At 59.9% G+C, this 21,493-nt stretch carries 20 protein-coding genes; 16 read left to right on the top strand and 4 right to left on the bottom strand.

From position 1 onward, the window contains the following. Nucleotides 1-6: 6 nt before the first annotated feature. Complete coding sequence (folK, locus tag GKC30_RS11510; protein WP_367614109.1) at nt 7-510, bottom strand: 2-amino-4-hydroxy-6-hydroxymethyldihydropteridine diphosphokinase; 504 nt, start codon at nt 508-510, stop codon at nt 7-9. Beyond that, complete coding sequence (locus tag GKC30_RS11505) at nt 510-1,676, bottom strand: LL-diaminopimelate aminotransferase (RefSeq protein WP_155934881.1); 1,167 nt, start codon at nt 1,674-1,676, stop codon at nt 510-512. Before GKC30_RS11505 ends, folK begins: the two co-directional genes overlap by 1 nt. A gap of 212 nt (nt 1,677-1,888) precedes the next feature. Here GKC30_RS11505 and xerD point away from each other — a divergent pair, with 212 nt between their 5' ends. From xerD to GKC30_RS11450, 11 genes are all read left to right on the top strand, one after another. Beyond that, nucleotides 1,889-2,812, top strand: a complete 924-nt coding sequence (xerD, locus tag GKC30_RS11500; protein ID WP_155934880.1) for a site-specific tyrosine recombinase XerD — start codon at nt 1,889-1,891, stop codon at nt 2,810-2,812. A 20-nt stretch (nt 2,813-2,832) separates the two neighbouring features. Continuing rightward, nucleotides 2,833-5,517 carry a CBS domain-containing protein gene (locus tag GKC30_RS11495; protein ID WP_155934879.1) on the top strand — a complete coding sequence of 895 codons (2,685 nt, stop codon included), beginning with the start codon at nt 2,833-2,835 and terminating at the stop codon, nt 5,515-5,517. A 129-nt stretch (nt 5,518-5,646) separates the two neighbouring features. Next, entirely contained in the window at nt 5,647-6,123 is a 477-nt protein-coding gene (locus GKC30_RS11490) for a TIGR00725 family protein (protein ID WP_155934878.1), read from the top strand. A gap of 7 nt (nt 6,124-6,130) precedes the next feature. Continuing rightward, a complete protein-coding gene (locus tag GKC30_RS11485; protein WP_155934877.1) occupies nt 6,131-6,619 on the top strand; it encodes an HIT family protein in 489 nt (162 codons plus the stop codon). A gap of 11 nt (nt 6,620-6,630) precedes the next feature. Further along, entirely contained in the window at nt 6,631-6,987 is a 357-nt protein-coding gene (locus GKC30_RS11480; protein ID WP_155934876.1) for a lipopolysaccharide assembly protein LapA domain-containing protein, read from the top strand. A 16-nt stretch (nt 6,988-7,003) separates the two neighbouring features. Further along, complete coding sequence (locus GKC30_RS11475) at nt 7,004-8,155, top strand: tetratricopeptide repeat protein (RefSeq protein WP_155934875.1); 1,152 nt, start codon at nt 7,004-7,006, stop codon at nt 8,153-8,155. Between the two features lie 42 nt (nt 8,156-8,197). Then, nucleotides 8,198-10,822, top strand: a complete 2,625-nt coding sequence (mutS, locus tag GKC30_RS11470) for a DNA mismatch repair protein MutS (RefSeq protein ID WP_155934918.1) — start codon at nt 8,198-8,200, stop codon at nt 10,820-10,822. Then, the gene (locus tag GKC30_RS11465; RefSeq protein ID WP_155934874.1) at nt 10,819-11,277 is read left to right on the top strand and encodes a hypothetical protein; all 459 of its coding nucleotides are present in this window, start codon (nt 10,819-10,821) and stop codon (nt 11,275-11,277) included. Before mutS ends, GKC30_RS11465 begins: the two co-directional genes overlap by 4 nt. A gap of 29 nt (nt 11,278-11,306) precedes the next feature. Next, nucleotides 11,307-12,545 (top strand): diaminopimelate decarboxylase, encoded by a 1,239-nt coding sequence (lysA, locus tag GKC30_RS11460; RefSeq protein ID WP_155934873.1) that lies wholly within the window; start codon nt 11,307-11,309, stop codon nt 12,543-12,545. Between the two features lie 47 nt (nt 12,546-12,592). After that, the gene (locus GKC30_RS11455; RefSeq protein ID WP_155934872.1) at nt 12,593-13,333 is read left to right on the top strand and encodes an RsmE family RNA methyltransferase; all 741 of its coding nucleotides are present in this window, start codon (nt 12,593-12,595) and stop codon (nt 13,331-13,333) included. Continuing rightward, nucleotides 13,330-14,550 carry a replication-associated recombination protein A gene (locus GKC30_RS11450; RefSeq protein ID WP_155934871.1) on the top strand — a complete coding sequence of 407 codons (1,221 nt, stop codon included), beginning with the start codon at nt 13,330-13,332 and terminating at the stop codon, nt 14,548-14,550. The genes GKC30_RS11455 and GKC30_RS11450 overlap by 4 nt, the downstream gene beginning before the upstream one ends. 80 nt (nt 14,551-14,630) lie before the next feature. Here GKC30_RS11450 and GKC30_RS11445 read toward each other — a convergent pair whose 3' ends face one another. Continuing rightward, complete coding sequence (locus tag GKC30_RS11445; RefSeq protein ID WP_155934870.1) at nt 14,631-15,899, bottom strand: CgeB family protein; 1,269 nt, start codon at nt 15,897-15,899, stop codon at nt 14,631-14,633. A gap of 4 nt (nt 15,900-15,903) precedes the next feature. Further along, on the bottom strand, nt 15,904-17,166 hold the full coding sequence (locus tag GKC30_RS11440; protein ID WP_155934869.1) for a glycosyltransferase family 9 protein: 1,263 nt from the start codon (nt 17,164-17,166) through the stop codon (nt 15,904-15,906). A 104-nt stretch (nt 17,167-17,270) separates the two neighbouring features. Here GKC30_RS11440 and GKC30_RS11435 point away from each other — a divergent pair, with 104 nt between their 5' ends. From GKC30_RS11435 to tilS, 5 genes are all read left to right on the top strand, one after another. After that, nucleotides 17,271-17,948 carry a precorrin-2 dehydrogenase/sirohydrochlorin ferrochelatase family protein gene (locus GKC30_RS11435; protein ID WP_155934868.1) on the top strand — a complete coding sequence of 226 codons (678 nt, stop codon included), beginning with the start codon at nt 17,271-17,273 and terminating at the stop codon, nt 17,946-17,948. Beyond that, nucleotides 17,935-18,747, top strand: a complete 813-nt coding sequence (gene ccsA / locus GKC30_RS11430) for a cytochrome c biogenesis protein CcsA (protein WP_155934867.1) — start codon at nt 17,935-17,937, stop codon at nt 18,745-18,747. The genes GKC30_RS11435 and ccsA overlap by 14 nt, the downstream gene beginning before the upstream one ends. Continuing rightward, nucleotides 18,744-20,117 (top strand): glutamyl-tRNA reductase, encoded by a 1,374-nt coding sequence (gene hemA / locus GKC30_RS11425; RefSeq protein ID WP_155934866.1) that lies wholly within the window; start codon nt 18,744-18,746, stop codon nt 20,115-20,117. The genes ccsA and hemA overlap by 4 nt, the downstream gene beginning before the upstream one ends. Further along, entirely contained in the window at nt 20,117-20,464 is a 348-nt protein-coding gene (locus GKC30_RS11420; protein ID WP_155934865.1) for a hypothetical protein, read from the top strand. Before hemA ends, GKC30_RS11420 begins: the two co-directional genes overlap by 1 nt. Nucleotides 20,465-20,570: 106 nt before the next feature. Then, nucleotides 20,571-21,476 (top strand): tRNA lysidine(34) synthetase TilS, encoded by a 906-nt coding sequence (tilS, locus tag GKC30_RS11415; RefSeq protein WP_367614104.1) that lies wholly within the window; start codon nt 20,571-20,573, stop codon nt 21,474-21,476. Nucleotides 21,477-21,493 lie beyond the last annotated feature (17 nt).

Below are 21,493 nucleotides of genomic sequence, written 5' to 3'. Positions count from 1 at the left end.
CGCGGCTTACTCAGGGGTCTGCCATATTTTGAACCCTTCCTGCCGATAGCTGATGGCGGAAAGGGCTTCATCCACGGTGGTCCCGTCCGGGAAGACGTAGTCTGGCGCAATTTCTTTGAGGGGGACGAGTACAAATGCCCTCTTCCGGGCCTTTGGATGCGGCAGGGTCAGAAAATCCGTGCTCATGACCGTATCGCCCCAGGCGATGATGTCCATGTCAAGGGACCTCGGGCCGCCGGGAATCTGCCGGGTTCGGCCAAGCTGCGCTTCGATGGCCGTACAGGTGGACAGGAAGCCTGCCGCAGCCCATATTTCCGCGTCGATCTCAAGTTTGATCACCTGGTTGGCAAACCAAGGTTGATCCTTGACCGGGCCTTGCGGCTCGGTCAGGTAGACGCCAGACATGGCCTTGAGCGAAATCTCGTCGCCATAAGTCTCAAGCCGCGCCAGAGCCTCGTTAAGATTTTCCTCGGGGTTGCCCTCGTTGGAACCAAGGCTGACGTAGCAGATTACAGTTTCGATATTCTGGATACCGCCTCCTCGAGTTTTTCGTTGGTTACGGTCAATGAGATGCGGAAATATCCTTCGCCCGGGGTGCCGAAACCATTGCCCGGAGTCAGGACCACGCCAGTCTGCATGAGAACATTGGTTACGAATTCCGAAGACTTGAAGCCGTCAGGAGTGTTGCACCACATGTAGAAGGAGGCATCGGGAAGACGGTGTTTGATGCCTGCCTTGGTCAATGCAGCGCTGACCACGTCACGCCGTTCCTTGTAGATGGCTCGAAACTGCTCGGCAAAAGGCTCCCCGTCCCTGAGGGCGGCGATACCAGCCTCTTGAACGGCCTGGAAGATACCGGAATCGCAGTTCTCCTTGATCTTGCCAAGGCCCGCCACGAGGCTGGGGTTGCCCACGGCCATGCCGATGCGCCACCCGGTCATGTTATACGTTTTAGAGAGGGAGTGGAACTCGATGCACACGTCCTTGGCATCCTTGCACTCAAGGATGGACAGGGGCTTGTCTTCAGGATTGTAATAAATTTCGGTGTATGCCGCATCGGAGACGACAATCACGTCGAACTCTTTGGCCTTCTGTATGAGCCGCTCGTAGAATGTCCGGGTGGCAGTGGCCGCGGTCGGGTTGTTGGGGTAGCAAACGAATATCATCTTGGCCTTGGCCCAGGTCGCATCGCTCACGGCGTCGAGATCGACGAGGAAGTCGTTTTCCTCAAGCAGGGGCAGATACTCCACCTCTCCGCCGGCAAAGTTGGTGGCGATGCCGTAGACCGGATAGTTGGGCGTGGCCACCAGGGCCAGATCCCCGGGATTGATGAAGGCCAGCGGGAAGTGGGCTATGCCCTCTTTGGAGCCGATGAGGCTGACCACCTCGGTGTCCGGGTCCAGATCCACGTCAAAGCGCTGTTTGTACCAGTCGGCAACGGCCTGGCGGTAGGTATTCATGCCCACATAGGATGGATATTGGTGATTTCTGGGATTTCTGGCGCTCCGACATAGCGCCTCAATGATGAAATCAGGGGTTGGCAGGTCGGGGTCGCCGATGCCCAGGCTGATGATATCCATGCCCTTGGCGGCCACCTGGGCCTTGGCCTTGTCGATGGCAGCGAAAAGATACGGGGGCAGGGTCGAAAGCCGATCGGCGAGGGGGAAATCTGACATGTGGTGCATTCTCCTTGCGGTCTGAACTAAGAAGTGTCTTTCATAATTGGGTGGTGACACCCTGTCAATGTGAACCATTGCTCTTTGTGCCGCCCCTTGATAGCTATCGGGTGTAGGCATGGCTCCCGCAATTGCCCCGAGGTGATCTTCCGGGATGTTCGGTGTTGATTAGATTCTGTATTGCAGCAACTTGCAATGATTGTGTCGTGATCATGGTCAGCGAAACGAAATCCGGGGGCAACGCCCTCACCGTACATCCGTGGGTGGACAGGTATCTCGAACATGTCCTCATAGAAAAGGGCTTGTCCGAAAACAGCCTGTCCGGCTATTCGGCCGACCTCGCTTCCCTGCTCGGCTTCCTGAAAGACAAGTCGTTCCGCCTCGAAGACCTGACCGAACGCACCTTGTTTCTTTACCTGACTCATCTTCGCGCTCGGGGATTGCAGAGCCGGTCTCTGGCCCGGCATCTGTCGTCGTTGCGCGGCTTTTTTGCTTTCGCCTTGGATCAACGATGGTACAGAGAGGACCCCGGGCACCTGCTTGAGAATCCTAAGCTTCCGAAAAAGCTTCCTGAATTTCTAAGTCGTGAGGAAGTGTCGCGTATCATCGCCCTGCCTGACACCCTCACGCCGCTTGGCATGCGTGACCGGGCCATGCTGGAATTGCTCTATGCCGCTGGCTTGCGTGTCTCTGAGCTGATCGGCATGCGGGTTCTCGATTACGACGCCCAGACAGGTTTGCTCCGTGTCTTCGGCAAAGGGGCAAAGGAGCGGCTGGTTCCTATCCATTACACGGCCCAGGAGGTGCTAGGGCGGTATCTGTCCGCCACACGCCCCTCCTTTCGCCCGACATCGGATTTCATGTTTCTCAATCGCTCGGGCAAAGGGCTGACGCGCCAGGGGGTGTGGAAGCTGATCAAGGCTTACTCGGCCAAGGCGGGTATCCGGCGAAGCATCTCGCCCCACACCTTCCGTCATTCCTTTGCTACCCATCTGCTTGAAGGCGGGGCCGATCTGCGCACCGTGCAACTGCTCCTCGGCCACTCGGACATTACTGCCACGGAAATCTATACCCATATCCAAGCTGGTCGGCTCAAATCCATCCATCAGCAGTTCCATCCGCGATCTTCCATGTGATCGAAAAAACGAGCAAGGCCATGAATGCAAAAGACAAAATACGCGCCAAGACCGTGATCACGGCCCATGCCAACGCGGACTTCGACGCTCTGGCCGCCATGGTCGCGGCCAGCAAGCTCTACCCTGGCGCGGTGCTCATCTTTCCCGGCAGCCAGGAGAAAAGCCTGCGTAACTTCTTTATCCAAAGCACCACCTATCTTTTTAATTTCAAGGCGTTCAAGGACATCGACCCTGATGCCGTGGAGCTTCTGGTGGTGGTGGACACGCGCCAACGCTCGCGCATCCCCCAGGTGCGCCCCCTCCTTGACAGGCCGGGGTTGCGCATCCACCTCTACGACCATCACCCGGACACTGACGACGACCTTGCGGCCGAACTGAGCGTGGTTCGGGACTGGGGTTCGACCACGGCCATCATCGTGGACGAGATGCGCAGACGCAGCGTCGTCCTGACCGGAGAGGAGGCCACCCTCCTCGGCCTTGGTATCTACGAGGACACCGGCTCCTTCGGTTTCAACACCACCACCCCGCACGATTTCGAGGCCGCTGGCTGGCTCAAGGGTCAGGGCATGGACATCGAGGTCATCACTGACCTGCTTTCGAGCGAACTGTCAGCCGAGCAGGTGACGCATCTTGGCGAGCTGCTCCAGAACGCGACCACCCACGACATCCACGGTGTGGACGTGGTCATCACCGAATTGTCCACAGACAGGTTCGTGCCCGATTTCGCCTTGTTGGTTCACAAGCTCATTGACATGGAAAATCTCAAAGTGGTCTTTGCCCTCGGCCGCATGGGCGATCGCATCCATGTCGTGGCTCGCTCAAAGCACCCGGATGTCAGCGTCGGTCAGATATGCACCTCCTTTGGCGGCGGGGGGCATGCCGCCGCCGCCTCGGCCACGGTTAAGGATAAGACTCTCGCCGAGGTGCGCGACGACCTCTTCGCCCTCCTCTACTCCCAGATCAATCCTCAGATCGTGGTGGAAAGTCTCATGTCGCGCCCTCCCGTGGTTATCGAGGACGACAAGGCCATCGCCGACGCCGTGGAACTGATGACCCGTTACGGCCTCAAGGATGTGCCTGTGGTGGACGCCGCCATGCGATGTGTCGGCATCGTATCTCACCATACGGTGGATAAAGCCCTCTCCCATGGTTTGGGTCGGCTCGGCCTAAGCGAATACATGAGCCGCAAGTTCGAAACCGTGCCTGCGGGCGCCGACCTGTACCGTGTCATGGAGATCATCCTCGGCAGACGCCAGCGAATGCTGCCTGTGCTCGAGGGCGAGACATTGATCGGGGTGATCACCAGGACAGACCTCATGAACATGCTCATCGACGAACCGGCCCGGATTCCGGATTCACTGCTGCCCGAGCGTCGCAGAGAGCGCAATATCGGTCCTATGGTCGGCAATCGGTTGCCCAAGAAGATGTTGGCCCTGCTCAAGACGGCGGGCGAACTGGGACGGGATATGGGGTGGGAGATATATGCCGTGGGCGGATTCGTGCGCGATATTCTCCTGGGGCGTCCCAACTCTGATCTCGACCTCGTGGTGGAGGGCGATGCCATCGCCTATGCCCGGCGGATGGCCGATCTGTTAGGCGGCAGGATCAAGGCCCACGTCAAGTTCAAGACCGCGGTCGTCATCCTGGCCGACGGCCAGCGTGTGGATGTGGCAACTGCCCGGCTCGAATACTATGAATACCCGGCGGCCATGCCCACGGTGGAGCTCTCGTCCATAAAAATGGACCTGTACAGGCGCGATTTCACCATCAATGCCCTGGCCCTGCGCATCAATCCGGGCCGTTTCGGACAGCTGGTGGACTTTTTCGGCGCGGAACAGGACATGAAGAACAAGGTCATCCGTGTCCTCCATTCCCTGAGCTTTGTGGAAGACCCGACCCGCATCCTGCGTGCCATCCGCTTTGAGCGACGGTTCGATTTCCAGATCGGTGGCCAGACCCTGCGCCTGATCAAGAATGCCTTAAGCCTTGATCTCTTCAGCAAGCTCTCGGGCACACGCATCCTGCACGAATTGCAGCTGATCATGGTCGAGGAGAATCCCCTGGCCTGCTTGAACCGCATGCAGGAGCTGGGCATTCTTGAGGCCATCCACCCTTTGCTCAAGCTTTCTGGCGAGCGTATGCAGGTGCTCATGGAACTGGTCAAGGTCAACAATTGGTACAAGCTCCTCTACCAGAAGCCCGAGGCCGAGCCCTGGAAGCTCCATCTGTTGGGTCTGACCATGGGCATCAAGCGCGATCAGATAGGCCAGATCACCTCAAGGTTGCGCCTCACCGCCAGAGAGGAACGCGATTTCATTCTTCTGCGCGACCAGATAGGAGAAGCCCTCATGAAACTCATGAGTTGGCGCGAGGACCGCTCCAGGTTGAGCCGGTTGTGCGCCATTCTCAGGCCAATTCCGCTGGAGGGAGTGCTCTTCCTCATGGCCCGCAGTAAAAAGGAACACATTCGTCGTAATATCTCTCAATACCTGAATAGGTTGCGCGACATAACCAGTGATGTCACCGGGGATGATCTCAAAACGCTGGGTATCCGGCCCGGCCCTGCCTACACCACGATTCTCGCCCGTGTGCTGGACGCCAAAATCGATGGCCGGGCCACCTCGCGGGAAGACCAGCTGCGTCTGGTCGAAAGGCTGTGGCGGACCATGCAGCGTCGTGGCGGAGCCCAGTGCGAGGGGACGTGACCGGAATGTCCGGGTCTGCTATGAAGAGGGAATGGAGCCTCCATGGCGACTCCGGTTTCCTGCTTGCCCAAAAGGCGCGAGGCGTGTAGAAAAATCAAGCCATTGGTGACGGTTCGGAGGTACTCCGGCATGAGCATGAGGCAAGTATCCGTAGTTGGCTCGGGCCGATGCGGACAGGACCGTGAATGCCGCGAGTTGTATGCGGCCGCCGTGGAACTGGGCGGGCTGCTGGCAGGAGCCGGCTATGTCGTGGTCTGCGGCGGGCTGGCCGGAGTGATGGAGGGTGTGTGCCGGGGCGCTCGCGAGGCGGGTGGCCGGACCATCGGCATCCTCCCCTCGGACGACCGTTCCACGGCCAACCCCTGGGTCGAGATTCCCATTGTCACGGGTATCGGCCAGATGCGCAACATGCTCGTGATTGCCAACGGCGATGTTGTCGTAGCGCTTGGCGGCGGGTTCGGTACTCTTTCGGAAGTGGCTCTGGCCCGCAAAGCGGGCAAACCCGTCGTGGCCATCGGTGCCATGGCCGAAGTGGAAGGTGTGCTGAGGGCTGGCGACCCTGCACACGCCGTGGCTGTCGTCAGATCATTATTTGAAGGAAAGTAGAAAGAATATGGAAGTGTTGTGGGCGCCGTGGAGGCTTGACTACATACTCGGTCCCAAGCCTGAGGAATGCGTTTTCTGCATTCCTGAGGACACCGGCCAAGACGAGGAGCGGTGCATCCTGGCCCGTGGCGAGCACTGTTTTGTGATCATGAACAAGTTCCCATACAATAACGGGCACCTCATGGTCACCCCCTACCGTCATGTCAGCAACCTGCTCGACCTGAGCAGTGAAGAGTCCAACGACTGCATGCTCTGGCTGCGCCACTGCACCTCGGTGCTTCAGCAGGCCTTTCGCCCCCAGGGGATCAATATAGGGCTTAATCTGGGCGAGGCGGCCGGTGCGGGCATCGCCCAACACCTGCATTTCCAAATCGTTCCGCGCTGGAACGGCGATGCTTCGTTCATGGCCGTGTTCGGGGAAACGACGGTCATCCCCGAACACCTCTCTTCAACCTATGCCCGGCTTCGGCCTTTGTTTGACGCAATCTTATTGTAAGGAGTTGTCGCATGCGCTTTGTCAAGGTTTTGTTTTTGCTTGCTCTTTTCGTTTTTTCCATCCTTTTCTTCAGCCAGAACAACGATGTGCTCCTTCAGGCCCTGACCCTGAAGCTGGATATTCCCTACGCCATGACCCTGCATTCCATTCCTCTCCCCTTTGGTGTGCTCATCCTGGCCGCCTTCGTGGCCGGGGCCTTGTTGACCATGGTCTATTTCGCCATCGACAAGTTCCGGTCAGGGGCCAAGCTGCGTGAGTGCAAGACGCGTATGGCCAGCCTGGAGCAGGAGCTCAACTCCCTGCGCAACATGCCCATCAACGAGGTGCGCCCCTATTCCGCCGAGGAAAAGGTCGAAGGGGTCAACTAACTGGACGGTTATTCACATGGCCTGGCACTGGTTTAATCGCAAGAAGTCTTCGGATTTCCACAAGAAAATCGCGGCGGCGCGAGATGTTTCCGGCGGCGAGGCTTTCCTCGTTCAGGACACCCGCGCAGCCATTGAAGAGTTGAGTCAGGTCGTCAAGAACGACCCCGAAGCCGTGGAGATCTATCTCGCACTGGGCAGCCTTTATCGCTCTCAAGGAGAAATCGAACGCGCCATTCAGATCAGGAACAGCCTTATCGTCAGGCCGGGGCTGGCTCGCGAATTCAAAGCCCGTGCCCTGTTTGAACTGGGCCGTGATTTTCGACGCGGCGGTTTTTTGGATCGCGCTGAGAGGGCCTTTGAGGAGGCCCGCTCCCTGGGCCACGATGCGGTCTCGATTCAGCACGAGATGGCCCGGCTGGCGGCCGAACGCGGCACCTTTGAACTGGCTGCCGACAGCTTTGGGCAATTGGGACTGCCGCTGCCCCAGGCCCACTATTTGGTGCGATTGGCCTCGGATCACTTCAAGGAAGGCAGGGAGTCCCAGGCGCAAAGGTCTCTCCGTCATGCCATCCGCGCCTATCCCGGCGCGGTGGAGGCGTGGCTTGAGCAGATGGTGCATGCCTATAGGGCTGGCAGTGAGCGTCGCGTGGCAGACACCTTGCGCGACGGACTGGACAACGTGGCCCCGGACCTGCGTTTCGTCCTGCTTGAGGGGCTGCTCCAGGCCCTGGACAAGGCGGCCAGGGCAAAGGAAAAGCCCCTTGTCGAGGATTCGCAGTGGGCCGGGGTTTGCCCGGACAGAGCACTGGTCACGGCCGTGATCCCGGTGATCGAGTCTCAGGAGCCGGATGTGCTGCTGCTCTATTATGGAGGCGTGTTTTTGCTGCGCGTCGGCGAGACCGAGAGCGCCAGAAGCTGGTTCGAAAAAACCCTGGTTATGCAACCCGATTTCTGGTTGGCCCGACTTGAACTCTTTGAACTGTCCCGGCCTGATCAGACCTTGACGCCCTTTTTCAGGGAACAGTTGAATTTTTTTATTGACCGGGCCCATCAGGTGCGTCGATTCTTTTGCCGCCGTTGCGGGCTGAAGCGCGACCATCTCTTTTTCAACTGCCCCCGCTGCCGCAGCTGGCACTCCATCGGCTTTCGTAAAGACTTTTCGCAATAAAACCAAACAGATCATCTCGTGGATACACAGAAGCTGACCCCCATGCTGGAACAGTATCTCCGCTTCAAGGAGGAGAATCCTGGTTGCCTGCTGTTTTTCCGCATGGGAGATTTTTACGAGCTTTTTTTCGAGGATGCAGAGACCGTGGCCCGGGCTGTGCAGATCACCCTCACCAGCCGTAATCCCAAGGACACCAATCCCATCCCCATGTGCGGCGTGCCGCATCATTCGGTGGAGCCTTATCTGACCCAGTTGCTGGACAAAGGGTTTCGTATCGCCATCTGCGATCAGATCGAAGACCCCAGAGAGGCCAAGGGATTGGTCAAACGCGCCGTCACCCGTGTGCTTACGCCCGGCACCGTGGTTGATGACTCCAACCTCAGGGCCAAGGGCAACAATTTCCTCGGCGCCTTGTTCTGGGACTCGGCCAGGAACGCGGGCGGCTTCGCCTGGATTGATTTCTCCACCGGCCAGTGGTCGGGGCTGCACGGCCGTCGCGAACCCGAACTGTGGCAATGGGTGGTCAAGATCAATCCACGCGAATTGCTCCTGCCCCAAGGACGCAAGGTGCCTCCCCAGTTCAGCGAGTTGGCGTCGCAGGTCACGGGCGTGGCCCCGACTACCTATTTTGATCCGGGGGTATCGGCACGGCGTCTCTTGGAAATCCAGGGTGTTGCCGGGCTCGACAGCCTCGACCTGGGCGACAAGCCGGAGCTGGTCTGCGCCTGCGGGGCGTTGCTCGCCTATCTTGAACATACCCAGAAATGCCCGTTGACCCATCTTGGCGAATTCAGGCCGGTGAACCTTGGCAGACATTTGCTTCTGGACGAAGTAACCGAGCGCAATCTGGAAATATTCCGGCGCCTTGATGGCCGTCCGGGCAAAGGAACCCTCTGGCGCGTCCTGGACAGGACAATGACACCCATGGGCGGCCGCCTGCTTGAAAGCCGCTTGCGCCAGCCTTGGCGCGAGCTTGGGCCAATCGGGAAGTCTCTGGACTGCGTGGACTTTCTATTTTCCCGAGACCAGATGCGCGGCGAATTGCGCCATGCCCTTGATTCAGTGTACGATCTGGAACGCCTCTCGACCAGGGCCGTTCTCGGTCGGGCCATGCCCAAGGACTTCGTGGCCCTGCGCCGCAGTCTGCCCATGCTGCCGAAAATCCGTGTCCTGCTGGAGCAAGGCGGGCCGGAGACCCCGCCCGATCTGAAGCGGCTCCTGGGCAAGTGGGACGATCTGACGGATTTGGCCGAACTGCTCGAGAGCTCCTTTGTGGACTCCCCGCCCCCGGTCATCACCGATGGCGGCCTCTTCCGCAAGGGGTTCGATCTGGTGCTGGACGAACTCATCGAACTGCACGAGCACGGAGAAGACAGGCTTGCGGCCTTGCATCGCCGCGAGCTTGAGGCCAGCGCCATTCCCAAACTCAAGCTCGGTTTCAACAAGGTCTTCGGCTACTACTTCGAGATATCCAAGGCCTTCAAGGGGCAGGTGCCGGACCATTTTGTCCGCCGCCAGACCCTGGTCAACAGCGAGCGCTACATCACCCCGGATCTCAAGGAGCTGGAGGAGCGCATCATCTCTGCTTCGGAAGAGCGCAAGGCGTTGGAATACAGGCTCTTCCAGGAGCTGCGAGAGCGTGTTGCCCGTTCCAGAAGCCGTTTTTTGTTCATGGCCGACATCGTGGCCAACCTGGATTACTGGCAGGGATTGGCCGAGGCCGCCCGGGTCAACGACTGGAGCCGCCCTGAACTCCATGACGACCTGGACATCGAGATTGAGGCCGGGCGGCATCCTGTGGTGGAGGACGCCATGGGTCACTCCAGCTACATCCCAAACGATCTGCGCATGGACCGCGACAAGCGCATCCTGCTGATCACCGGCCCCAACATGGCGGGCAAATCCACTGTCCTCCGGCAGGTGGCCATTTTGATGATCATGGCCCAGATCGGTTCCTTCGTGCCCGCACGGCGGGCGCGGCTGGGGTTGGCGGACCGCGTGTTCTCCAGGGTGGGCGCATCGGACAATCTGGCCCAGGGGCACTCCACCTTCATGGTCGAGATGACCGAGACGGCCCGCATTTTGCGCCAGGCAACCCAGCGCAGTCTTGTCATCCTTGATGAGATCGGTCGGGGCACAAGTACGTATGACGGCCTCTCCCTGGCCTGGGCCGTGGTCGAGGAGCTGTCCACCCGCGCCCGGGGCGGTATCCGCACCCTGTTTGCCACCCACTATCACGAACTGACGGCTCTGGAGGGGCGGGTCGAGGGCTTGCGCAATCTCAATATTGCGGTCAAGGAGTGGAAAGGCGACATCGTTTTCCTGCGTCGGCTCGTGCCCGGCCCGGCCGATCGCAGCTACGGCATCGAGGTCGCCCGACTGGCCGGTGTCCCGAGGCCCGTGGTGGACCGGGCAAGGGAAATCCTTGCGAATCTCGAGGAAAAGTCGCAGGATGATCACTTGAAGGGAGCCGTCGAGCGCGTTTCGCAGACCGTGTTGCCCGGGCTTGTCCCCGGCGGCGACTCTGTTTGCGACCATGCCCGTAGCGAGGCCCCTGCGGCGGAGCATCCGGTGGTCAGCCAGCTGACGGCCCTGGATCTGGACGGCATGACACCCATCCAGGCCCTGATGCTTCTCAACCGCTGGAAGGAGATGGTCAAGGAATGATCCGTACAGGAGCCATAGCGTACCGCCTTGCCGCCCTGTTTTTCCTGGCCCTGCCTGTTTTGACCGGGTGCGTGCTGGGCATCAAGGAATGGCCGCAGCCGGTCAAGGCCGAGGACGTGTTCACCCTTGAGGTCATGGCCGCCAAACGGACGGACACCTGTTTGTTGCTGACCCTGTCCGTGGGCGGCTCCGTTGAGCGCCTGTACCGGGCCAGCATCCAGTACGAGGCCGTGGGCGACTCGGACGGCCAGGGTTGCGAGGGGTGTCCCTTCGTGCCCCGCAAGGCCGAACACTTCACCCGCGACCAGAACGCCTTCGAGCTCCATGGGGCCACCCTGAAATTGAGTCTGTGCGGTCTTAACCCCCAGACGCGCTACCGTTTTCGAGTGGCTGGCAAGAACGATCTTTCCGTCCTGCCCATGGTCTATACCGAAGTATTTGTCACGACAGAATAATTTTCAGATTTTTCAAGGAGAAATACCGAATGCACCATTTCGAGTACCGCGACGGCGTCCTTCATGCCGAGAATGTCTCGGTCCCGGACCTTGTTCGCCAGCACGGTACGCCGCTCTATATTTATTCGGCGGCCACCCTGACCCGGCATTTCAACGCCTTTGACTCCGCCTTTGACGGACTGGACCATCTGACCTGCTACTCGGTCAAGGCCAACTCCAATATCGCCGTGCTCAAGCTCCTGGCCGGTTTGGGCGCGGGCATGGACATCGTTTCCGGCGGTGAACTGTATCGCGCCCTCAAGGCGGGAGTGCCGCCGGAGAGGATCGTTTACTCCGGTGTGGGCAAGCGTGCCTCGGAGATCGGCGAAGCCCTTGAGGCCGGGATTCTCATGTTCAATGTCGAGTCCGTGGCCGAACTGATCAAGATCGACGAAGTGGCCGGCAGCATGGGCAAGGTGGCTCGGGTCAGCTTCCGCATCAATCCCGATGTGGACCCCAAGACGCATCCGTACATATCCACCGGCATGAAGAAGAACAAATTCGGCCTGGACATCGAAAATTCCCTCGCCGCCTACGCCATGTGCGCGGATCTGGCCAACGTCGAGCCCGTGGGCATGGATTGCCACATCGGCTCCCAGTTGACCAGCATCGCGCCCTTTATGGAGGCGCTGGACAAACTGCTCGACTTCCATGACAGGCTCAAGGGCATGGGGATCGACATTCAGTATCTCGATCTGGGAGGCGGGCTCGGCATCACCTATGACGAGGAGGAGCCGCCCCACCCCACCGAGTTTGGCCAAGCCCTCAAGGACCGGCTGGCCGGGGTGCCCCTCAAGGTCATCCTCGAACCCGGCAGGGTCATTGCGGGTAATGCGGGCATTCTGGTAACCGAAGTGGTCTACACCAAGTCAAGCCCGGCCAGGAATTTCCTGATCGTGGATGCGGCCATGAACGATCTGGTGCGCCCCAGTCTCTATGGCTCCTTCCACCGCATTGAAGAGGTCGTGCCCATGGGTCGCGATTCCCTGACCTTTGACGTGGTTGGCCCCATCTGCGAGTCTGGCGACTTCCTGGCCCGAGAGCGGGTGTTGCCCGCCGTGGAGCAAGGAGAACTGCTGGCCGTCTTTTCCGCCGGGGCCTACGGTTTTACCATGGCCTCCAACTACAACTCCCGGCCCAGGGCCTGCGAGCTGCTGGTGGAGGGCGACAAAGTCACCGTAGCCCGCAAACGCGAAACCTACCAAGACCTCGTGGACAAGGAACTCTAGCCTGACGGCCGGGGGTTGCCCCGGCCTTTTCATTTGGGAAGCAGGGCATGGCGCGTCTCAACACGTTTCACCTTTCGCCGGACGATTGGCCCCTGGACATCGGCAGCATGGTCAGGCTGACCGGGGCCGAGGCGCGGCATATGCTGACCGTGCTGCGCACCGTGGCGCATCAGACGGTCAGGCTCTTCGACGGCCTTGGCCGGGTCGGCCTGTTCACGGTGCTGGATACAGACCGCAATTCCGCCCTGCTTCGGGCTGAAACCCTTGAGCGGCACCCGACACCGGACACGGGCCTGACTCTGGCCATCGGCTGGGGCAAGTCCAAACGACGCGAATATCTCTTTGAGAAACTGGTGGAGCTTGGCGGTCTTGGCGTCGCCTTTTGGGCTGCGGCCCGCAGTCAGGGGCAGATGCCGGAGGCGGTGAAAGAGAGCTGGACCGACAAATGCCTCCAGGCCGCCAAGCAGTGCGGTTGTCCGTTGCTTCCGACACTTTCGGTTCTGCCCGGCGGGGTGGCGGGCCTGATCGACTTTGCTCGCGGCTTCGACGCATGCTATGTCGCCTGGGAGTCTGAGATCGCGGACACGCCGTTGACTCCGAATCATTTGGGCCGGGGCCGCAACCTCGTCATCATCGGCCCCGAGGGCGGGTTTGACGAGGCCGAGGCGCGGGCGCTTCTGGCTGCCGGGTTGATGCCGGTCACGCTGGGCAGAAACATCCTGCGCTGGGAGACCGCCGCAACCTACTGCCTCAGCCTCGGCTGGTGTGCACGACAAGGTATGTTATGAAGCTCGAAATCGAAGAGACCCAACCTCTTGCCGACCGCATCAGGCCTACCACCCTCGACGAGTTCGTGGGCCAAAGCCATATCCGCAACCGCATTGAAGCCTTCACCAAGTCCAAGCGGTTGCCGAGTCTGCTGCTTTTCGGCCCTCCCGGCTGCGGCAAGTCCACCCTCGCCTTGCTCCTGGCCCGGTTGACCGGCAGACAGAGCCTGCGAGTCAGTGCGCCCGAGGCCGGGCTGACCTCCTTGCGCAAGCAACTGCCGGGAAACGATATTCTCATTCTCGACGAGTTGCATCGGTTCTCCAAGGCGCAGCAGGATTTTTTCCTGCCTATCCTGGAGTCCGGCGAGATCACCCTGCTGGCCACCACTACCGAGAATCCGTCCTTTAGCGTCACCCGGCAGCTTTTGTCCCGGCTCCATGTGCTCCGTCTGCGCCCCTTGAGCCGTGACGAATTGCTCGACGTGGCCCGTCGCGGTGCCCGGGCGCTCGATCTTGACCTTGAGGAAGAGAATATCTCCCTGCTTGCGGCCATGGCCGGAGGGGATGCCCGCACCCTGCTCAACCTTGTGGAGTACACGGCCCAGCTTCCGGCGGCCAAACGCAATCCAGATGTCCTGCGCGAGTCCCTGCCCGAGGTCGTGGTCCGTGGGGATCGGGACGGCGATTCGCACTACGAGCTGGCTTCGGCCCTAATCAAGTCCATTCGCGGCAGCGACCCGGATGCCGCTCTCTATTATCTGGCCTGCCTGCTCGAAAGCGGAGAGGACCCCCGCTTTGTCACCCGCCGCCTGATCATTTCGGCATCTGAGGATGTCGGGCTTGGCGATCCCAGAGCGTTGCCTCTGGCCGTGTCCTGCCATCAGGCCGTTGAGGCCATCGGTATGCCCGAGGGATTTATCCCCATGGCGCAAACAGTCGTCTATCTGGCCCTGGCTCCCAAGAGCAACGCCACCTACGCCGCCTATCGCACCGCCCAGAAGGAGGTGCGCGACAACGGCCCCAAACCCGTGCCCCTGCATTTACGCAACGCCACCAGTTCCTTGCAGCGCGAATGGGGCTATGGTCGAGGCTACCTTTATCCCCATAATTTTCCCAAGGCTTGGGCTGATCAGGACTATCTCCCCAATGAGTTGCGCGGTCGTCGCTTCTATCATCCCAAGGATCAGGGCGAGGAACCCAGGTTGCTTGCCTGGCTCAAGCAGTTTAAAAAGAGCTGATAAATATTTGAAATTAAACAATATAAAAGCTTTTCGCAGAACCTGCGGAAAGCTTTTTTTCATGTGTTGCTTGAGGTTTATTAGCCGCGTTTGGCGTAAAGCTTGCGCCATTCGTCGAGAAAGAGAATGGCGGTATCCAATTCGGACAAGGTGCCCTGCTGCTGACGCAGACTCCAGACCAGATCATTGAAGGACACGTCTTCAGGCAGACCGAGACGCGCCAGCAACTGGCGGAGTTCCTCGTGCAGCTCGGGGGGAAAATCAAGATCGGCCGCAGCAGTTTCCCGACTGCGGGGCCAGCCGTCGATGCGGCTTGCCGTGAAGTCGAGCAGAGCCTGCATCCGCGAGTGGTAGGTGTGATCCTTGAGCGCCCGCGCCCTGCCCCGCTCGGCAAAGGCACGGCACTGGTCGGGGTGGGCCAGGAAGTGGTCGAGTTTAGCAAGAAGATCGTCCATCGATGTGAAGGTCGCCAATTCGTCGTCGGCAAAGGCCTCGTCCAGCAGGGTGCGGGCGTCCACAAGCTGGAACGCGCCACAGGCTGCCAACTCATATGTCCGAGGGTTGACAAAGTCGCCCTTGGTTACGAGTTCCTCGGCCTGGATGCTGGAATGGAGGTTGAGGTTGACGCGTGTTGCGTTGAATATTTTCACGCAATCTTCGGGCGAGACCCGGGCGCCGCGCATCTGGACCAGCGGTTCGAGAACGTGGTCGCCCTCCCAGTCGGTGCCCCACAGTTTGAAGTTCAGGTGGACCAACTGGCGAAAGGCCGTCCTGCGGTTGGGATAGCCGGCACCCATGAAGGAAACGTCAGAGCCGAATTTCCGCAGCTCAACTGGGTCGAGGTCAATGGGACGGTGGAAATCCGGCAGTGCGGCCAGAGGGAGGTAGAGTACGTTTGGTTGGCCTATGGCTTCAAGATCGCTCAAGAACGGTTCCTTCTGAATGACTGCGAAAATGTCATAGAACGGGGCAAAGGATTTCCAGTAGGTAAAGAGGCGGTGGTCCTCCACGAACCACATGGCCGTGGTGACGCCGTCGCGACGCAGCCGCTTGAGTGCCTGATGATTGAGCGGGGCCTGGGCCATGGCCAGCACCAGATCGGGCTCAAAGGTTTCGACCTTGGCCAGCACCGACTGGCTGACCACATTGAGAAATGAATTTTGGAGATAGTCGAGACGGTCGGCGGTTACGCGAAGCTTGCGCAACGAATCGTAGGCTGAGTTGAAATCCGGGGCTTCGAAGGTTTCCACGAGGTGGCCCAGGTCTTTCAGGGCCTTGGACACATACCGGCCGATGGGCAGGGACCCCCCGTACAGAGGGAGTATGACGAGGATGCGCAGGGTTTTCATGCTCTCATTCCGTGATTGTTCGCATTGGGACGGTGGTGATCCAGTCCCGTTCGCGGTGGAGGCGCTGGGCCAGAAGCGTGTCCAGGTCCGAAAGTTCCGGCCGGATGGAGTCGCGATCGCCAGTCAGATGGCCGAAAATGAACTGGCGCAATCCAGCCCGTTGTTCGGCATCCTGATCGAGCCCGATGATGGGGGCATAGGTCTGGCCCAGGGCATCGAATTGCGACCGACAAACCATCAGACCGTCAGGCGCATGGGCCGGGTTGCCTGTGGCCAGGAACCGGGGGTAGCCGGGATCGGCAAAAGGGCCGAGGCATTGCAGGCCGTGGTTGCAGGGACGTGTTTCCAGGCACGGCAGGCAGTGAGCCGTGGTCTGATGGACCACATGCCCTTCGCCGTACGGTCCGGTCTCGAAACACCATGCCGAGGAAAGAAAGAAGGCGAGTACCGGGGTGCCCAGGTGGGCGGCCAGATGCATGGTTCCGGTGTCCGGGGTGAGCAACAGATCCAGGGAATCGACAATATCCACCAGCTCGTTCCAGCCGGTCTGCCCGGCCGCATTGCGTGTCATGGCCTGCACGGCGGGCGGAAGCTCCTTGAGAAGAGCCTGTCCGGCCGCCTGCTCGCACGGACCGCCGAGCAGGACGACCCGCCCTGCCCCACGCACCCTGGCCACCGTGCCGACGACACGGGACAATACGTCCACCGGAAGCGAGCGGCGTGATTCGCGTCCGGCCAGGACCACTCCCAATCCGCCGCCACAGGCTGCGGCCGATGGATTGACCAGTTGTGGCGCCATGGCGTCCGGGCAGTAGGCGGCCCAGAAATCGACAAGATTGATCGAGAGCCGGCGTTGATCCGACCAGCGCATGGCCATTGCCGCCCATGGCGAGATCAACTCCTGACCGTCTCTCCAGAGGTAGCCCTCCACTTTGTCAGGGTCGAAAAGTGCCGCCAGTCGAAAGTTGAGACCCGAAAAATTGAGGTTGTAGATCCGTTCGAAATCAAAGGACCCTAGTGTGGCAAAGGAACGGCGGTTGTCCACCAGCATGGCGCGGACGGCCGCGGAGCCGTCAAGGCCGGTGCCGTGAGCGATAACGGGATGCAGCGTCGCGTTGGGATACACCAGCCGGGCCAGCGGCTCAAGGGAGCGGTCAAGGCAGAGGTGGACCCGGCTGTCCGGCCGGGCGGCCAGGGTGACCACCAGCCGTTTGGTCTGGATGAGATCCCCGAATCGGGCCAGTTGTATGACGAGATAATGCTTCATTGCTCCCCGGGCGGTGTCAATCTTCTAGCGCACCCCGTGCGGATATTGCAAGAACCGGGCAATTGGCATTTTACATGTGGCCCGGCACTTGGTATCAAGTGCCCATGCGATACTACCCCATTTTCGTGAATCTTGAAAACAAGGGCTGCCTTGTGGTGGGCGCTGGCGAGGTCGGCAAGCGCAAGATCCAGTCGCTCATTGAGTCCGGCGCCGGTAGCGTGGACATTATTGATACCCGCCCGGCAGACCCGGAGATGGCGTCGATCCTTGCGTTGGACCACGTCACTTTTGAGTGTCGGGAGTTTCGGGATGCGGATTTGGACCACAGGTTCCTGGTCATCGCCTGCACGTCGAGCGAAGAGGTCAACTGGCGCATCAGCAACCTTTGCGCCGAGCGCGGAATCCTGTGCAACATTGTGGATCAGCCCGAAAAATGCAGTTTCATAGTTCCGGCCACGGTCAAGCGCGGCGACCTGACGGTGGCCATCTCCACAGCAGGGCGCAGCCCGGCCATGGCCAAGCGCATCCGCAAGGAATTACAAGAAAGTTTTGGCGAAGAATACGCCAGCCTTTTGGTGCTCATGGGCCGGGTTCGGCCACTGCTTCTCGGCCTTGGCATGGCCACTTCCGAGAACACCGCGGTGCTGCGTTCTCTGGTCAACTCCGATCTTTTGGCCCGGATTCGGGCCGCAGAGCTTGACGCTGTTGCGGAAATCCTTAAAGAATCATTGCCCCGACAGTTGCACGTCAACATACCGGAGCTGCTTGATGGGCTTGTTTGAACTGCTTCGCATCCTCATAATCGGCCTGTACGCGATCGGAACACTGCTGTTTCTCACGGGCGTGTGTTCGGGAAACGACAGGCTCAAGAAGCTGGCCGTGTGGCTGGCCGTGGCCGGGTTTGTCCTCAACACGGTCGATCTGGTTCTGACTCTGACCGGCGACGCTTCGGCCCTCAGTTCCGGTGCCTTCTATTTCGCCATCCTGGCGTGGTGCGTACTGGCCATGTACTTCTTTTTCTGGTGGCGTCTGCGGCTTGAGTTTCTGGCCATCACCGCCCTGCCGCTGGCCCTGCTGCTCTATGTTTCCTCACTGGCTCTGGGCGGCATCACCGTGGTCATGCCCCCCGAGCTGACCGTGCTTTTCTTCGGCCTGCACATCGGCACCCTGATTTTGACGCTGGGAGTGATGATCATGGCCTTTGGCGCTGCCGCGGCTTTTCTCCACTACAATCGTAAGCTCAAGACCAAGGCCGGACTGGCCAGCATGGGGCAGGATGTTCCCTCCCTGGATAAGTTTGACGCGGTCAACAGGCTGGCCGTGACCATCGGTTTCCCGCTTTTCACCCTTGGGTTGTTTTCCACTTATTTCTGGTATCTCATCGAGGCCAAGCGTCCATTTGCCTGGGACGTGATGAAGATCGGATCGTTTGCTGTCTGGTTTTTGTTCGCCTTCCTTTTCCACCAACGTGTGGTGCTCGGCTGGCGCGGGCGCAAGCCTGCGGTCCTTGCCATCTGGGTCTTTGTGGGCATGTGCGTCTCGCTCATCCATCACACCATCACTTTCAGAGCCGTGCCATGAACGGAAAGATCATACTTGTTGGCCTCAACCACAACACCGCCGACATCGGGGTGCGTGAACGCTTCGCCCTGACCGATGTGGACAATTTCGAGGCGGGCCTCATGGCCCACTGTCCCTTGGCCGAATGTATGGCCCTCTCCACCTGTAACCGGGTGGAGATCGTGGCCGTGGTCAAGCGGGCCAACGAACGCCAGGCCATTGAATCTGTCATCGAATACTGGGCAGGCGTTTGTGGCGGACCAGCCGAACTGTTGGTGGAGAATACCTATCAATACACTGATCTGGAAGCTGTTGGGCATCTCTTCACCGTGGCCAGCAGCCTTGATTCCATGGTTATGGGCGAGCCGCAGATATTGGGCCAGCTCAAGGATGCTTACCGCAAGGCAGTGGAAAAAGGCACGGCCAGAACCATCATTAACCGTCTGTTGCACAAATCTTTTTCCGTGGCCAAGCGGGTTCGCACCGAAACAGCCATTGCCTCAAGTGCGGTGTCCATCAGTTACGCGGCCGTCGAGCTTGCCAAGAAAATTTTCGGCGCCTTGAACGGCACCCGGGCCATGCTGGTGGGCGCGGGCGAGATGGCCGAACTTGCAGCCACCCACCTGCTTCAGAACGGTGTGCGCGACATCGTCATCGCCAACCGTACCCTCTCCAGGGCCAAAGAGCTGGCCTTGACCATGGGCGGCACCCCCATCCAGATCGAACAGCTCCCGGACCATCTTCACGAAGTGGACATCGTCATCAGTTCCACAGGGTCTCCCGTGGCTGTGATCAGGGCCAGGGATGTCAAGGAAATACTTAAAAAACGCAAGAACAAGCCGATGTTTTTCATCGACATCGCCGTGCCGCGGGACATTGACCCGGACGTGAACAATCTGGACAATGTTTACCTCTACGACATCGACGACCTCAAGGAAGTCGTCGAGGAAAACATGGCCCAGCGTCAGGGAGAAGCGGTCAAGGCTCGGGCTGTTGTCGAGGCGGAAACCCAGGTCTTCGGCAATTGGCTGCGCTCGCTTGCCCTCCAGCCGACCATTGTTGATCTGGTGGACCGGAGCGAGGATATCGCCCTGCGCGAACTGGCCAAGACGCTCAAGAGAATCGGGCCTGTGGACGAAGCCACAAGGCGATCCCTGGAAACCCTGGTACTCTCTGTTGGTCGCAAGGCGCTGCACGAGCCAATCTGTTTTCTCAAGCGCCGCACCCAGGAAGAGGGGGCGGCCGACCAGTTCATTGATCTGGCCCGGCGCATGTTCAACCTTGATGATGAAGCGGTGCCGCCCGACGCCCACATGAACCGAAAAGGCTCGGCCTGTGCGCCGGAAGACATCGACAGATTCATCGATGCTTCCAAGAGCAAGGAGCAATGATGCGGACTTATGTCATAGAAGACCTGTACGATGCCGACTACGAGAGGATTCTCAAGACGCTCGACGAGCTGAACTTAAGGAGTCAGATCGAGGGCATGTATTACCTTCCCCTGCCCGTTGACCTGCTCCAACCCGAGCAACGTGATCATCTGAATCAGTGCGGTCCGTACTTCATGGCCCTGGAGACCGTGTGTCACCCTGCGGGGAACCAGCTTCGGCTCGAACTGCTTGTGCGGGCCCGGAGCAAGCTCCGCTGCTCTTGCGTCTGCTACGCCACCGCGTCCCAGCGGAAGCATATGATCGAATACCTCGACCAATTCATCGAGGAGCTTGAGATCGCTGTCTGACATGCCTGATGTGCCCTCTTCTCTGCCGCGATCCCTCCAGGATCTGCCACCGCGATGGGCACATTTTTGTCTGGGTATCGAACGCTTTGTTGCTGAAGAACTGGGCGTGGAGCTGGCTGGGAAGAGACTGGCCGTCGGGTTTTCCGGGGGCATAGACTCCACCGCCCTGCTCCTGAGCCTGCGCTGTCTGACAGCCCGCGGCGGCGGAAGGATCGTGGCAGCGCATCTCAATCACCGTCTTCGGCCCGAGGCCGACGAAGATGCCCGGTGGGTCGCCGCCCTGTGCGCGACCCTGGGTGTGCCTTGCGTGATCCGCGAGGCGGATGTGGCGACCCTGGCCGAGGACTCCGGGGCAGGCATCGAAGAGACGGGACGCCAAGCCCGTTATGCCCTGTATGCTGACGTTTTGACCGATCATGGCGCTGATTTCGTGGCCCTGGGACATCATCTGGACGATCTGGCCGAGGACGTTCTCATGCGTTTGGCCCGAGGCACTGCGTGGCCCGGTCTGGCCGGTATGTCTGGCCGCGACGACACCCGCCGTCTGCTGCGTCCCCTGCTTCTGACCCCCAAGGCCGAGTTGGCCGCTTTTCTGGCTGAACTCGGCGTCCCCTGGCGCGAGGATGCCTCCAATGAGGATCAGCGCTGGTCGAGAAACCGTGTCCGGGCCTCCCTTGTACCGCTTTTTCTGAGAGAGAATCCCAGTTTTCTCGACTCGGTGGCCAGACTATGGCGTGTGGGCGAAATGGATCGCGATTACTGGGGAGTGCAGACCGCATCGGTTGGCGAGCGCATCCCCAACGCGGTTCTGTCCAAGGCCCATCGTGCCCTGCGGCTGCGGCTGTACAAGGCTGCCCTTGACCGCCTTGGCTCAGCCCAGGTTCTGTCCGATACCCTTTGGGGGCTGGACAGGGCCTGGCAGGCGCACCGTGTTGGCGCGGTCTTTCAGTTTCCAGGGGAAAAGACAGCTGTTGTCACCAGTCATGGCGTGGTTTTCTCCGCCAAGCATTGACTTCCACTGATGCGCGG

Origin of the sequence: Pseudodesulfovibrio alkaliphilus (assembly GCF_009729555.1) — a bacterium.
In the GTDB taxonomy this organism is placed as follows: domain Bacteria; phylum Desulfobacterota; class Desulfovibrionia; order Desulfovibrionales; family Desulfovibrionaceae; genus Pseudodesulfovibrio; species Pseudodesulfovibrio alkaliphilus.
The sequence above is the reverse complement of the archived record's forward strand: the minus strand, read 5'-3'. Positions and strand labels throughout refer to the sequence as shown.

Coding starts and splice junctions, on each gene's coding strand:
- GKC30_RS11475 (WP_155934875.1), top strand. CDS start 7,004: ATGGCCTGGCACTGGTTTAATCGCAAGAAGTCTTCGGATTTCCACAAG.
- GKC30_RS11455 (WP_155934872.1), top strand. CDS start 12,593: ATGGCGCGTCTCAACACGTTTCACCTTTCGCCGGACGATTGGCCCCTG.
- xerD (WP_155934880.1), top strand. CDS start 1,889: ATGGTCAGCGAAACGAAATCCGGGGGCAACGCCCTCACCGTACATCCG.
- mutS (WP_155934918.1), top strand. CDS start 8,198: ATGCTGGAACAGTATCTCCGCTTCAAGGAGGAGAATCCTGGTTGCCTG.
- GKC30_RS11420 (WP_155934865.1), top strand. CDS start 20,117: ATGCGGACTTATGTCATAGAAGACCTGTACGATGCCGACTACGAGAGG.
- GKC30_RS11485 (WP_155934877.1), top strand. CDS start 6,131: ATGGAAGTGTTGTGGGCGCCGTGGAGGCTTGACTACATACTCGGTCCC.
- GKC30_RS11450 (WP_155934871.1), top strand. CDS start 13,330: ATGAAGCTCGAAATCGAAGAGACCCAACCTCTTGCCGACCGCATCAGG.
- GKC30_RS11445 (WP_155934870.1), bottom strand. CDS start 15,899: ATGAAAACCCTGCGCATCCTCGTCATACTCCCTCTGTACGGGGGGTCC.
- hemA (WP_155934866.1), top strand. CDS start 18,744: ATGAACGGAAAGATCATACTTGTTGGCCTCAACCACAACACCGCCGAC.
- GKC30_RS11490 (WP_155934878.1), top strand. CDS start 5,647: ATGAGCATGAGGCAAGTATCCGTAGTTGGCTCGGGCCGATGCGGACAG.
- GKC30_RS11495 (WP_155934879.1), top strand. CDS start 2,833: ATGAATGCAAAAGACAAAATACGCGCCAAGACCGTGATCACGGCCCAT.
- GKC30_RS11465 (WP_155934874.1), top strand. CDS start 10,819: ATGATCCGTACAGGAGCCATAGCGTACCGCCTTGCCGCCCTGTTTTTC.
- ccsA (WP_155934867.1), top strand. CDS start 17,935: ATGGGCTTGTTTGAACTGCTTCGCATCCTCATAATCGGCCTGTACGCG.
- lysA (WP_155934873.1), top strand. CDS start 11,307: ATGCACCATTTCGAGTACCGCGACGGCGTCCTTCATGCCGAGAATGTC.
- GKC30_RS11440 (WP_155934869.1), bottom strand. CDS start 17,166: ATGAAGCATTATCTCGTCATACAACTGGCCCGATTCGGGGATCTCATC.
- GKC30_RS11435 (WP_155934868.1), top strand. CDS start 17,271: ATGCGATACTACCCCATTTTCGTGAATCTTGAAAACAAGGGCTGCCTT.
- GKC30_RS11505 (WP_155934881.1), bottom strand. CDS start 1,676: ATGTCAGATTTCCCCCTCGCCGATCGGCTTTCGACCCTGCCCCCGTAT.
- GKC30_RS11480 (WP_155934876.1), top strand. CDS start 6,631: ATGCGCTTTGTCAAGGTTTTGTTTTTGCTTGCTCTTTTCGTTTTTTCC.